This is a genomic window from Polaromonas sp. YR568, from assembly GCF_943369415.1.
Classification (GTDB): Bacteria; Pseudomonadota; Gammaproteobacteria; order Burkholderiales; family Burkholderiaceae_C; genus Polaromonas.
Genome location: NZ_CALRNF020000002.1, coordinates 210,878 through 225,047, shown reverse-complemented (window position 1 = coordinate 225,047; position 14,170 = coordinate 210,878). Strand labels below are relative to the sequence as shown.

At 66.3% G+C, this 14,170-nt stretch carries 4 protein-coding genes; 2 read left to right on the top strand and 2 right to left on the bottom strand.

Features of this window, described 5'->3' with window-relative positions:
* Positions 1-346 precede the first annotated feature (346 nt).
* Together ACLV74_RS02375 and ACLV74_RS02370 are read right to left on the bottom strand one after the other, a co-directional pair.
* Positions 347-2,254 carry an ATP-binding protein gene (locus tag ACLV74_RS02375; RefSeq protein ID WP_411877794.1) on the bottom strand — a complete coding sequence of 636 codons (1,908 nt, stop codon included), beginning with the start codon at positions 2,252-2,254 and terminating at the stop codon, positions 347-349.
* 82 nt (positions 2,255-2,336) lie between these two features.
* Positions 2,337-3,026, bottom strand: a complete 690-nt coding sequence (locus tag ACLV74_RS02370; protein ID WP_411877757.1) for a response regulator — start codon at positions 3,024-3,026, stop codon at positions 2,337-2,339.
* Positions 3,027-3,230: 204 nt separating this feature from the next.
* Between ACLV74_RS02370 and ACLV74_RS02365 the strand changes: the two genes are divergently transcribed.
* Positions 3,231-9,788 (top strand): YDG domain-containing protein, encoded by a 6,558-nt coding sequence (locus ACLV74_RS02365; RefSeq protein ID WP_411877756.1) that lies wholly within the window; start codon positions 3,231-3,233, stop codon positions 9,786-9,788.
* A gap of 194 nt (positions 9,789-9,982) precedes the next feature.
* Entirely contained in the window at positions 9,983-14,116 is a 4,134-nt protein-coding gene (locus ACLV74_RS02360) for a GLUG motif-containing protein (RefSeq protein ID WP_411877755.1), read from the top strand.
* Positions 14,117-14,170: the final 54 nt, after the last annotated feature.

The following is a 14,170-nucleotide window of genomic DNA, read 5'->3' as shown; positions in this document are numbered from 1 at the left end:
CACGGCATGGCGTGTCCTTGTTTATTGGTCTTGATTTCTTTTGGTCCGATCTTCTATCCCCGCTCCCGATCCCGATTGCCCCGTCCTGGCTGGGCCGAGGAGCGCAGACGTAGGCGGATCAGGGATCGCGCTTGTTTGAGCCGCAGGCGAGTTTGCGCGAGACCCCGCCGTAGTCGAGCACCGCAGGTTGCCCGAAGCGAAGCGCAGGGACCCAGACTGCGGGTCGCCTTTTTTTGCTTACTTTTTTTGGCGAAGCAAAAAAAGTGAGTCGCATGCCGGGCGACTCCCGGCTCCGGAACTCAAAACAACATCAGCGCCTAAACAACAACAAAGAGCCTTCGATACCTCAGGGAATACGGGAAGAGGCCTCCAGCGGCAACCACAAGGTAAACCGCGTGCCGGCCGGCCCCGACTCCCAGGCCACCATCCCGCCCAGCATCTGCGCGCGCCGCTGCTGGTTGTTCAGGCCCTTGCCGCTGGCTTCGGCCAGTGCGCCTTCCACGTCAAAGCCCTGGCCGTTGTCCTCGATGCTGACCTGCACGCCGCCGTCCGCCACGGCAGTGCCGACGCGGATTTCGGTGGCGCGTGTGTGGCGCAGGATGTTGGCCACGCTTTCCTGCACGATGCGCAGGATGTGCAGCGCGCTGGACGGGTCCAGCCAGGCCAGCGTGGGCAGTTCCCGCACTTCCCACAGCAGCGTGACGCCGGTGTCCTCAAGCCGCGGCTCCAGCCGGAAGCGCAGCGTGGCGAGCAGGAGCAGCAGGTCGGCTTCCACCGGCTCCATCGAGTCGATGGCCAGCTTCAGGTCGTCCATGCAGTCCTTGAGGATTTGCGAGACCTTGGCGTCGCTCATGCCGCCGTGCTCGACCGAGCGTATCGCGCTGATCAGCGTGGAGCCCAGCCCGTCGTGCATGTCCTGCATCATGCGCTGGCGTTCGTCGCTGAGCATCTGGCGCTGCTCCACCGCGCGCAGCCGCTGGTGGCTTACGTCCAGCTCGGCTTCGCGGGCCTGCAGTCGTTCGGCCAGGCCCGCGTTGACGCGCTCCACCTCGACGATGGCGCCCACATAACGCCGGTACATCAGCGTGCCGAAGATGCTGAAGCTGATGGCGTTGGTCCAGGCCCCGAGGTACCAGCCTTCCGGGCTGATGAAGTTGTTCTGCAGCAGCCAGTCGCCCACGCCGAAGACGGTGCACATGGCGGTGCCGGCTGCCACCAGCATGGCCTCACCCGAAGGCCGGCGCCAGGCGTTGATGGCGCCGGCCAGTGCGACGCCAAAGCCCATGAGCGCGGCCATCACGTAAATCAGCGGCGTCACCTTGGGGGTGTTGGGCAGGGTGGCGATGACCGGAAGCGTCAACAAGCCCATCAGCACCGTCGCGGTGACCAGTCCCCGGGTCAGCCACGCTTGCTTGCGGCGGTGCAGCAGCTCCAGCGAGACGTGCACGGTGGCGACCAGCCAGAACAGCGAGTTGACCGTGAGCCAGGCGAACCAGTCGTTGGCGATGGGAAAGCCGATGTAGAAATGCAGGCCGCGCAGGAAGGACGTGGCCGCCAGCAGGAAGAACAGCAGGTAGGCCGTGCGGTGCCGGCGCCTGAGCCAGACGAAGAGCGCGAAGACGCCCACCGCCAGGAAAGCCGCGCTGAACATGGCCGGCAGCTCCTGCTGCAGCCAGTGCCGCCAGCTGTGGCGCCAGCTCAAGGCCTCGACCGGGCCCAGCCACAGCGATGACAGCGCCACCTGGCTGGCGCGCGTGTGTTCCAGGCGAAGCAGGATTTCGTGCGGCGGCGTGCCGTCGGCGGTTTTGTCCAGCAGCACCCACAGCGGCACGCGCGAGCTGTTCCACAGCGGGCCTTGCTGCTGCGCCGTGTGCACCAGCTGGCCGTCCGCGTAGACCGCAATGGTGCCATCGGTGCGCACACGCGCGCCGTACAGTGCCAGCGGCGCGTGCGTGGCGGGCAGGCCTTGCGAGGAAATCCTGAACCAGCTCGTGCGCGTGGCGCCGGGTGCGGCGGCCGCCGCCTGGCGCAGCAGGGCGATCGGCAAGGCGTGGGGCAGGCGGACGGGCTGCCAGGCGGCGGGCAAAGTCTTGCTGTCGATGGTAGGCGGCGCGGCGCTGAAGCCGGGGGCGTCCTGCACCTGCCATTCGGCCTCGGTGATATGCAGGCCTTGGGTGTGCGCGTTGGCGGCGCCCTCCGACCACGCGCTCAGGGCCGCCAGCCCGGCAACGCCCGCCAGCAGCGCAGCGGCCATGGCGGGCAGCAGGCGGCCGCCGTGGCGCCATGAAAGCCTGTTCGGAAAAATCACGTCCCTGCGCCGGCTTCGCCTGCCAGGATCACCCGGCCAGCAGCCCCTGGTTCCTGGCTTCGTAAATGGCTTCGGCCTTGGACGTGACCTTGAGCTTGCTGTAGATGCGGCGCACAAAGGTGCGCACCGTGAAATGCGACAGGCCCATGAGCTTGGCGATTTCCACCGCGGTGAAGCCCTTGGTGATGAAGTCCAGCACTTCCTTTTCGCGCGCCGACAAAAGCTGCGGTTCACCCGCCGCCGCTTCCGTGCCGGCGGCGCCGCTGGAAACCGTATCCTGCCGGAAGCGCGCCAGCACCTGGCGCGCGATGATGGGGCTGATGGGGCTGCCGCCGCTGGCCAGGCTGCGGATCTCGTCGACGATCCTGGCCTGCGAGCTGTCCTTGAGCAGGTAGCCGGCGGCCCCCGCCTCGATGGAGCGCATCACGTGCGTTTCATCGCCGAAATTGGTGCTGACCATGATGCTGCAGCTGGGCCACTGCCGCGCGGCGGCGCGTATCACCTCAATGCCCGAGCCGTCGGGCAGGCCCAGGTCCACCAGCAAGACATCCACCGGCGGGCCCAGCAGCAGGGCGAGGCCCTCGGCTTTGGTGCCGGCCGTGCCGGCCAGCTTCATGTCCGGCGCGGCCAGCAGGGCGCGGGCCAGGGCGCTGCGAAAGCCGAGGTCGTCCTCCACGATGGCAACGTGGATGCGCGGGGCGGCCGAGCCCGGGGGCATGGTTTCTTCAGAGGGGTGGGGGTTGGGCGCTTGCATCTGGGTCCCATTGTGCTTTGGATTGGGGCGGGCCACGTAGCGCATTTGTGCTACAGGCAAAACCCGTAGGCATAGCTACCATTCTTTGCATCGTTCAATTGACCGAAAACGCCGGCGGATATGTGGCCGTTTTCTTCCTCTTTTGCCGCCTTGCGCAGAGAAAGCCCCATGAAAAGCCACGCCAGCATGAACCGTATCTACCGCCTGGTGTGGAATGCCGCTACAAACCTGTGGGTGGCGGTGGCTGAAAACGCCAAGGGGCAGGGTAAAAGCGGCTCGGCGCGCAACAAGGCCGCGCTGCTGATGCTGGTGCCGCTGTCGGCTTTGATGCATCAGGCCCGGGCGGCCGATGCGGCCAACGCCACGGTGTCCGCCGGTGCGGCCAGCGTGGCGACCGCAGGCAACACCACCACCATCAACCAGGCCAGCCAGCGCGCGGCGATCGACTGGACCAGTTTGTCGACGCGTGCCAACGAGGCGCTCATTTTCAACCAGCCCAATGCGCAGGCGATTGCACTGAACCGCATCACCGGCAGCAGCCCGAGCGAGTTGCTCGGCAGCCTCACGGCCAACGGCCAGGTGTTTATCCTGAACCCCAACGGCGTGCTGTTTGGCGCAGGGTCTCAAGTGAACGTGGGCGGCCTTGTCGCATCGACGCTCAGCATGAGCAATGCCGACTTCATGAACGGCAATCACGTGTTCACCGGTTCAGGTGGCTCGGTCGTCAATCAGGGCACGCTCAACGCCGCTCCCGGCGGTTATCTCGCGCTGCTGGCGCCCGAGGTGCGCAACGAAGGCGTGATGACCGCAAGTCTCGGCACTGCACTCCTCGCCGCCGGCAACAAGGTCACGCTGAACCTCGACAACGGCAGCCTGCTGGGCTACAGCATCGACCAGGGCGCGATCAACGCGCTGGCCGAGAACAAGCACTTGATCCAGGCCAACGGCGGCCAGGTGCTGCTCTCGGCCAAGGCCATGGACAGCTTGACCACGGCCACCGTCAACAACATCGGCGTGATTGAAGCGAAGACGCTGCAGAACAAAGCCGGCCGCATCCTGCTGATGGGCGACATGGAGGCGGGTACCGTCAACGTGGGCGGCACGCTGGATGCCAGCGCGCCCACAGGCGGCGACGGCGGCTTTATCGAGACCAGCGCCGCGCATGTCAAGGTCGCTTCCGGCGCGCGGGTGACAACCCGGGCCGCAACTGGCAAGACGGGAAAATGGCTGATAGACCCCAACGACTTCACCATCGCGGCCAGCGGCGGCGACATGACAGGCGCAGATGTGGTGGCAACGCTGGCCAACACCAACTTCGAAATCCAGACCGCGACCATGGGCAGCGCGGGTGGCAACGGCGACATCAAGGTCAATGAGGCGCTGGGCTGGAACAGCACGAACACCCTGACCCTGACTGCCGAGCGCAACATCGAGATCAACCAGGCCATCACGGCGGCCGCCGGCGGGCTGACGCTCAACGCCGTGGGCAGCATCAGCGCTCCGGCGGCGGTCACCGTCGGCACCTTCACGCTGGCGGGCGGCAGCTGGCGCCAGCTGGGCAGCCTGCCGGCCTTCTCCGCAGCGGACTTCCGCATCAGCGGCGGCACTTTTGTGCGTGCCCTGGGCGGCGACGGCAGCAGCGCCACGCCTTACCAGCTGGCCGATGTCTACGGCCTGCAGGGCGCGGGTTCCGCCGGCATGCTGGGTAAAAGCTACACGCTGGCCAACAACATCGATGCCTCGGGCACCAGCTTGTGGAATGGCGGCGAGGGCTTCAAGCCGATAGGTGACGGCACGACGGCATTCACCGGTAGCTTCGACGGGGGCAACCACCTTGTCAGCAACCTCACCATCAACCGGCCATTCAGCGACTACGTGGGCCTGTTCGGCTCCACCAGCGGCAGCGTGATCCGCAATGTCGGCCTGGTGGGCGGCAGCTTTGCCGGAAGCAGATACACAGGTGCACTGATTGGAAACAGCCAGAACAGCACCCTCAGCAATGTGTACGCCACCGGCGGCGTCAGCGGCAGCACCGAAGTCGGCGGGCTGATGGGCTGGAGCCAGAACGACACCATAAGCAATGCCTATGCCGCAGGCAGCGTAGGCGGCTGGACCCATGTCGGCGGCCTGGTCGGCACCAGCGCGGCCAGCACCCTCACCAACGTTTACGCCACCGGCAGCGTCAGCAGCAATGTTCAGGGAGGCTCCAGCGCCTCCCTGGGAGGCCTGGTGGGCTACAACCTCTACGGCATCATCAGCAATGCCTACGCCAGCGGCAGCGTGAACGGCAGTTACGACAACAGCGATTCCAACAGCCCTTACTTCGGTACCTATAGCAGCGACAAGGTCGGCGGCCTGGTGGGCGAGGACCTGGGCGGCACCGTCAGCAACGCCTACGCCACCGGCAGCGTGAGCGGCAACCGCTACGTCGGCGGGCTGGTGGGCTCCACTGTCCAGGGAGGCTATCGCAACGTTTATGCCGTCGGCAGCGTCAACGGCAGCACCAATGTCGGCGGCCTGGCGGGCAGCAACACGGGCAGCTTCACGAACAGCCTCTGGGATACCGGCACCACCGGCCAGGCCGGCAGCGCCGGTGGCACCGGCCTGAGCAGCGCCCAGATGATGCAGGCCGCCAGCTTCAGCGGCTGGGACCTGGCCACCGGCGGCGGCAGTGCTTCGGTCTGGCGCATCTACGAAGGCCATACCGCGCCGCTGCTGCGCAGCCTCATGACCGCGCTGGCGGTCACGGCCGATGACGTCTCCAAGACCTATGACCGCAGCACCGCCCTCAGCGGCGGCAGCTACACCCTCGGCAGCGGCGCGGACAGCAGCCTCATCTTCGGCACGGCCGCCTACGGCAGCACCGGCAGCCAGAACGTGGGCAGTTACAGCGTCGGCATCAGCGGGCTGTATTCCAGCCAGCAGGGCTATGACCTGAACATTCTCAACGGGACCGCCACGATCACCCCCGTCACGCTGACGCTGAGCGGCGCCACCGCGGCCGGCAAGGTCTATGACGGCACAACGGCGGCCACCGTCACCGGCGGGACGCTGGGCGGCGTTCTCAGCGGCGATACCGTGACGCTGAGCGGAAGCGGCACCTTCGACAACAAGAACGTGGGCAGCGGCAAGGCCGTGATCGCCGGCCTCTCCGGCGCCGACGGCGGCAATTACGTCGTGGCCGCGGGTGGCATCACCGCCGACATCACGGCCGCTACCTTGACCGTCAGCGATCCTTATCAGATCCTCGGCAAGACCTACGACGGCACGACGGCCGCCTCTTTCATTCTCATCGGCAGCATCGGCAGCGGCCTGAGCGGCGTTTTCAGCGGCGACAGGGTGACCCTGGCCGCCAGCTTTGACAGCAAGAACGCCGGCGGCGGCAAGACCGTGCGCTTTGGCGTCTCCGGCGTCGACGCCGGCAACTACGTCATGGCCGCAGGCAACACCATCGCCGCCACCAACGGTTTCATCTCTAGCGCGGCGTTGACGGTCAGCGGCACCACGGCCGCCAGCAAGACCTACGACGGCACCACCGGCGCCGCCGTCAGCGGCGGCACGCTCTCCGGCCTCATTGCCGGGGACACGGTAGGCCTGAGCCAGGTCGGCAGCTTCACGGACAAGAACGCCGCCGCCGGCAAGACGGTCAACTACTTCAGCAGCCTCTCCGGCGCCGACGCCGGTAACTATTCCATCGTTGCATCGGGCGCCGGCAGCACCACGGCCGACATCACGGCCGCCACGCTGACGGTCAACGGCACGGCCACGGCCGCGAACAAGACCTACAACGGCAGCACCGCGGCCAGCGTGAGCGGCGCCGCCCTGGACGGTGTTATCGGCGGCGACAGCGTGAGCCTGGGCGGCGCCTTTGACAACAAGAACGTGGGCAGCGGAAAGACCGTGACCCTGGGCCTCTTGGGCACCGATGCGCGCAACTACGTCATCGCCGCGGGCAGCACCACCGCCGACATCACGGCGGCCACGTTGACGGTCAACGGAACCACGGCCGCGAACAAGACCTATGACGGCACGACGGGCGCCACCCTCAGCGGCAGCCTGGGCGGCCTCGTCGTCGGCGACGCCGTGGCGCTCAACCAGAGCGGCACCTTCAGCGACAAGAACGCCGCCACCGGCAAGACCGTGAGCTACACCAGCAGCCTCTCCGGCGCCGACGCGGGCAATTACGTGCTGGCATCGGGCAGTGGCACAACCACGGCCGACATCAACCGGGCCAGCCTGACCATCAGCGGCATCACGGCGAGCGACAAGACCTACAACGCCAGCGACGCGGTGACTGTGAACACGGCGGGTGCTTCATACAACGGCTTGATTGCCGGCGACGTGGTGAGCGTGGTTGCGACAGGCTTGTTCAGCGACAAAAACGCCGGCGCCGGCAAGACGGTGAACCTGAGCAGCAGCTACAGCGGCGCCGACGCAGGCAACTACACCATCACCGGCCAGGCGACAACGACGGCCAGCATCAGCCAGGCGGCATTGACCGTCAGCGGCATCACTGCTGCCGACAAGATCTACAACGCCAGCGATGCAGCCACTGTCAACACGGCGGGTGCTGCCTACAACGGCTTGTTCGCTGGAGACGTGGTGAACGTGGCGGCCACCGGTTTGTTCACCGACAAGAACGCGGGGGCGAACAAAACCGTCAACCTGAGCAGCAGTTACACCGGCGCCGACGCCGGCAACTACGCGATCACCGGCCAGGCCACAACGACCGCCAGCATCAGCCAGGCTTCGTTGACGGTGACCGGCATCACCGCCGCCGACAAGACCTACAACGCCACCGATGCCGCCGCTGTGAACACGGCGGGTGCGAGTTACGGTGGCCTGTTCGCGGGAGACGTGGTGAACGTGGCCGCAACCGGCTTGTTCAGTGACAAGAATGCAGGCATCGGCAAAACGGTGAGCCTGAACAGCAGCTACAGCGGCGCCGACGCAGGCAACTACACCATCACCGGCCAGGCGACGACGACGGCCAGCATCAGCCAGGCGGCGTTGACCATCAGCGGCATCACCGCCGCCGACAAGACCTACAACGCCAGCGACGCGGCGACCGTCAACACGGCTGGTGCGGCCTACAACGGCCTGTTCGCCGGCGACGTAGTGAGCGTGGTGGCCACCGGCCTCTTCAGCGACAAGAATGCGGGCGCCGGCAAGACGGTGAACCTGAGCAGCAGCTATAGCGGCGCCGACGCCGGCAACTACGTGATCACCAGCCAGGCCAGCACCACGGCCACGATCAACCAGGCCGCGTTGACAGTGAGCGGCATCACCGCCGCCGACAAAACCTACAACGCCAGTGATGCCGCCACCGTGAATACGACGGGTGCCAGCTATAGCGGCCTGTTTGCCGGCGATGTGGTCGCCGTCAATGCCACAGGCCTGTTCAGCGACAAAAACGCGGGCACCGGCAAGACGGTGACCTTGAACAGCAGCTACGGCGGCGCCGATGCGGGCAACTACACCATCACCGGCCAGGCCAGCACCACGGCCAGCATCAGCCAGGCCGCGTTGACCGTCAGCGGCATCACTGCAGGCGACAAGACCTACAACGCCAGTGATGCGGCTACCGTCAACACGGCGGGTGCTGCCTATAACGGCCTGTTCGCCGGTGACGTGGTCAGCGTGGCGGCCACAGGCTTGTTCACTGACAAAAACGCAGGCACCGGCAAGACGGTGAATCTCAGCAGCAGCTACAGCGGTGCTGATGCGGGTAACTATGTGATCACCGGCCAGGCGACAACGACGGCCACCATCGGCCAGGCCACACTGACCGTCAGCGGTATTACGGCCGCTGACAAGATCTATGACTCCAACACGGCAGCCACCGTCAATACGGCGGGCGCCAGCTACACCGGCCTGTTTGCCGGCGACGTGGTGAACGTGTCGGCCACCGGTGTGTTCAGCGACAAAAACGCCGGCACCGGCAAGACAGTCAACCTGAGCAGCAGCTACAGCGGCGCCGATGCGGGCAACTACGCCATCACCAGCCAGGCCGGCACGACGGCCAGCATCCACAAGGCCGACCTGACGGTTCAGGCCACAGGCGCCAGCAAGGTCTATGACGGCAATACGGCGGCCACCGTCGCGCTCAGCAACAACGGCCTCGTGGGTGACGTGCTCACCGTGACCGGAAATGCCAGTTTTGCCGACGCGAACGCCGGCCTCAACAAGGCCGTCAGTGTCACCGGCATCGCCGTCGGCGGAACGGATGCCGGCAACTACAACCTTATCGGCGGCGGCAGCGCTTCCACCACGGCGAGCATCACACCGAAGCAACTGACCGTGACGGCCAACAACGACACGCAGATGGGCGGCAGCCCTTACAGCGGCGGCAACGGCGTCAGTTACAGCGGCCTCGTCACCGGGGACACGGCCGCCACCGTGCTGACCGGCAGCGTGGCCTACGGTGGAAGCGCGCAGGGCGCTTACCTGGCCGGTGAATACGACATCACTGCTGGCGGGCTGCTGGCCAACGGCAACTACAGCCTGCGCTTTGTGCAGGGCAAGCTGACCTTGAGCAGCGGAGACGCCGCCTCTGCGGCTTTGGGCGGTACGGCGCTGGTCGGTGCCTACCAGACTTCTCTCAACACTCTTTCGGGCGGAAGCTTTGCGCCCCGTGTGTCCGTGGACGACAGCAAGGGAACGGGTGAAGGCGGCGCCGCGGCTACGGCCCTCAATGCCGCGGCGGCGGAGGACGGCGGCAATTAGGGCTTGTCGGCAAGCCGGCCAGGCGGGCCGGCCTCGCCGATCGGCACCTCGGTGCGAGGCCACGTAGCGCATTTGTGCTACAGGCAAAACCCGTATGCATAGCTACCATTCCTTGTACCGTTGAATTGATCGAAAACGCCGGCGAACAAGTGGCGGTTTTTACCCTTTTGCGCCTCCGCGCAGAGAAAGCCCCCATGAAAAACCACGCCAGCATGAACCGCATCTATCGACTGGTGTGGAATGCCGCCCTGAAGCTGTGGGTAGCGGTGGCCGAGAACGCCAAGGGGCGCGGCAAGGCCGGCTCGGTGCGCAACAAGGCCGCGTTGCTGATGTTGGTGCCGCTGGCCGCCTTGATGCCGGATGTCCGGGCCGCCGATGCGGCCAATGCCACGGTGACGGCCGGTGCGGCCAGCGTGGCTACGGCAGGCAACACCACCACCATCAACCAGGCCAGCCAGCGCGCGGCGATTGACTGGACAAGCCTGTCGACCCGCGCGAATGAGGCGCTGGTCTTCAACCAACCGAATGCGCAAGCGATTGCGCTGAACCGGATCACGGGCAGCAGCCCGAGCGAACTGCTGGGCAGTCTCACGGCCAACGGCCAGGTGTTTATCCTGAACCCGAACGGTGTGCTGTTTGGTGCGGGATCTCAGGTCAATGTCGGCGGCCTGGTGGCTTCGACGCTCAGCATGAGCAATGCTGACTTTGAAGCCGGCAACTATAAGTTCACAGGTTCCGGCGGCGGCGCCGTCGTCAACCAGGGAACGCTCAACGCCGCGTCCGGAGGTTATCTCGCGCTGCTGGCACCTGAAGTCCGCAATGAAGGCGTGATGACGGCCAGCCTCGGCACTGCGCTGCTGGCCGCCGGCAACAAGGTCACGCTGAACCTCGACAACGGCTCACTCCTCGGCTACAGCATCGATCAGGGCGCGATCAATGCGCTGGCCGAGAACAGACAGCTGATCAAAGCCGATGGCGGCCAGGTGCTGCTTTCCGCCAAGGCCATGGACAGCCTGACGACCGCCACGGTCAACAACACCGGCATCATCGAAGCAAAGACGTTGCAGAACAAGTCCGGCCGCATCCTGCTGATGGGCGACATGAGCTACGGCACGGTGAATGTGGGCGGCACACTGGACGCCAGCGCACCCAACGGCGGCGACGGCGGTTTTATCGAAACCAGCGCGGCCCACGTCAAGGTGGCTGACAGCGCGGTGATCACCACCAGGGCGGCCGAAGGCCTGGGCGGGCAGAGCGGCAACTGGCTGATAGACCCGACCGATTTCACGATTGCGGCCAGCGGCGGCGACATGACGGGCGCGGCGCTCTCCGCGCAGCTGGCCAACAACGGCACGGTGACCATCCTGAACACCCAGGGCGCCAGCGGCACCGCGGGCGACATCAACGTCAACGACGCCGTGAGCTGGAGCGCCAACAGCATCCTGACCCTGACGGCCGGTCGCGACATCAACATCAACCGCGCCATCACCGCAACGGGTGTGAGCGGCGGCCTGGTGCTCAACTACAGCGGTGACTACAAGGTCAAGGCCCCGATCACGCTCAGCGGTGCCAACGCCACGCTGGCCATCAACGGCACCAGCTACACGCTGATCCACAGCATGGCCGAGCTGGACGCCATCGACAGCACCGGGCTGGGCGGCAAGTACGCGCTGGCCGGGGATCTGGATGCCCGCAGCACCACCTACAGCAGTGCGCTGGTGGGGCTTTCCAGCAGCAACTCCTTCCGCGGCACGTTTGCCGGGCTGGGGCACACCATCAGCAACTTGACGATCAATGCCAGCAGCACCAGCTACGTGGGCCTATTCGGCTACACCGACACCAGCAACGTGATCCGTGACATCGGGCTGGTGGGTGGCAGTGTCAACGGCTATGGCTACGTGGGCGCGCTGGTGGGCTACAACACTGGCAGCATCAGCAACGCCTACGCCACCGGCAGCGTTTCGGGACGCAGCTACGTCGGCGGGCTGGCGGGCAACAACACTGGCAGCATCAGTAACGCCTATGCCACCGGCAGCGTTTCGGGAAGCCAATACTTTGTCGGCGGGCTGGTGGGCCACAACGGCAGCAGCAGCGGCATCGGCAGCATCAGCAACGCCTATGCCACCGGCAGTGTCAGCGGCAACTCCGCCGTAGGCGGGCTGGTGGGCTACAACCGTTACGGCAGCAACATCAGCAACGCCTACGCCACCGGCAGCGTTTCGGGGGGCGACAACGTGGGCGGATTGGTGGGCCAGAACGACGCCAGCATCAGCAACACCTACGCCACCGGCAGCGTTTCGGGAAGCGTCTACGTCGGCGGGCTGGTGGGCATAAACTTCGGCAGCATCAGCAACGCCTACTGGGACACCAGCACCACTGGCCAGAGCACCGCGGTGGGCTCGGACTTTGGCAGGACCACCGCCGTCAACGCCATCGACAGCAACAGCGCTTACAGCCACGGCAGCTACGCCAACTTCGGCACCTGGAGCGAGACGGCCAGCGGCACGGGCGTGTGGGTCGCTACCGACAGCAGCGGCAAGGCCTGGGTGCTGATCGAAGGCAGCACCCGGCCCTTTCTGTACAGCGAATACAGCACCAGCATCCACAACGCGCACCAGCTGCAGCTGATGGCCCTGGACACCAGTGCCAGCTACACCCTGGTGAGCGACATTGATGCCAGCGAGACCAGTGGCAGCAACGCCAGCGGCATGTGGACCACGGCTGGCTTTGCGCCGGTGGGCAACAGCACGGCCGCGTTCACGGGCAACCTGGACGGCCAGAGCCATAGCATCTCGGACCTGACCATCAACCGCCCGGGCATGGACTACGTCGGCCTGTTCGGCCGCACCGGCAGCACCAGCGTGATCAGCAACGTCGGCCTCGCCGGCGGCAGTGTGTCCGGCGCCAACCATGTGGGCGGGCTGGTGGGTGAGAACGGCGGCAGCATCAGCAACAGCTACGCCAGTGCGGCGGTGGCGGGCAGCAGCAGGGTGGGCGGGCTGGCGGGCGACAACCTGGGCAGCATAGACAACAGCTACGCCAGCGGCGCGGTGGCAGCCACGGGCGGCTATGCGGGCGGGCTGGTGGGTTACAACGGCGCCGGCAGCATCAACGACAGTTATGCAGGCGGCAGCGTCAGCGCGGGCAGCAACGCCGGGGGGCTGGTGGGCTACAACCAGGGCGGCTCGGTCGGCAACAGCTTCTGGAACACCACGACCTCGGGCCAGGCCGGCAGCGACGGCGGCACCGGCATCAGCACGGCGCAGATGTTGCAGGCCGGCACCTTCAGCGGCGCGGGCTGGAGCATCGCGGGCAGCGGCGGCAGCACCGCGGTATGGCGCATCTACGAGGGCTATACCGCGCCGCTGCTGCGCAGCTTTATGGGCACATTGACGGTGACGGCAGGCAACGTCAGCAAGACTTACGACGGCAGCACCGCCGTCAACAGCAATTACACCCTCAGCAACAGCCATGCGAACACCAGCCTTATCCTCGGCACCGCCGCCTCCAGCACCAGCAGCAAGAATGTGGGCAGCTACAGCATCGGCATCAGCGGCCTGTATTCCCGTCAGCAGGGCTACGACCTGAGCTTCGCCGCCGGCACCGTCACGGTCACGGCGGCGACGCTGACGGTGAGCGGCACTGCGGCCTCGAACAAGACCTACGACGGCACGACCGCCGCCACCCTCAGCGGCAGCAGCTTGAGTGGACTGGTCAGCGGCGACACCGTCAGCCTGGGCCAGAGCGGAACCTTCAGCGACAAGAATGCCGCCACCGGCAAGACGGTGAGCTACATGAGCAGCCTGTCGGGTACCGACGCCGGCAACTACGTGCTCGCGTCCGGCAGCGGCACGACCACAGCCGACATCACAGCCGCTGCATTGACCGTCACCGCCAACGACGACAGCAAGACCGCCGACGGCACGGCCTACAGCGGCGGCAATGGCGTGAGCTACAACGGCCTCGTCACCGGGGATACAGCCGCCACCGTGCTGGCCGGCAGCGTGGCCTACGGCGGGAGCGCACAGGGCGCTTACCTGGCGGGTGAATACGACATCACCCCGGGCGGCCTGCTGGCCAATGGCAACTACAGCCTGCGCTTTGTGCAGGGCCGGCTGACCCTTGGCAGTGGAGATGCGGCCTCGGCGGCCCTGGGCGGAACGGCGCTGGTTGGCGCTTACCAGACCTCCCTCAACACGCTTTCCGTCGGCAGCCTGGTGCCTCGCGTGTCCGTGGACGACAGCAAGGGAACGGGTGAGGGCGGCGCCGCGGCTACGGCCCTCAATGCGGCTGCGGCGGAGGCTGCCGATCAGGAGGGTGGCAACTAGGGTCTGTCGGCAAGCCGGCCAGGCGGGTTGGTCTCGTCGAGCGTGACCTGGGAA

Bases quoted from the DNA above. Each gene is read 5' to 3' on its own strand.
- ACLV74_RS02375 (WP_411877794.1), bottom strand. From the start codon at position 2,254: ATGGCCGCTGCGCTGCTGGCGGGCGTTGCCGGGCTGGCGGCCCTGAGC.
- ACLV74_RS02370 (WP_411877757.1), bottom strand. From the start codon at position 3,026: ATGCCCCCGGGCTCGGCCGCCCCGCGCATCCACGTTGCCATCGTGGAG.
- ACLV74_RS02360 (WP_411877755.1), top strand. From the start codon at position 9,983: ATGAAAAACCACGCCAGCATGAACCGCATCTATCGACTGGTGTGGAAT.
- ACLV74_RS02365 (WP_411877756.1), top strand. From the start codon at position 3,231: ATGAAAAGCCACGCCAGCATGAACCGTATCTACCGCCTGGTGTGGAAT.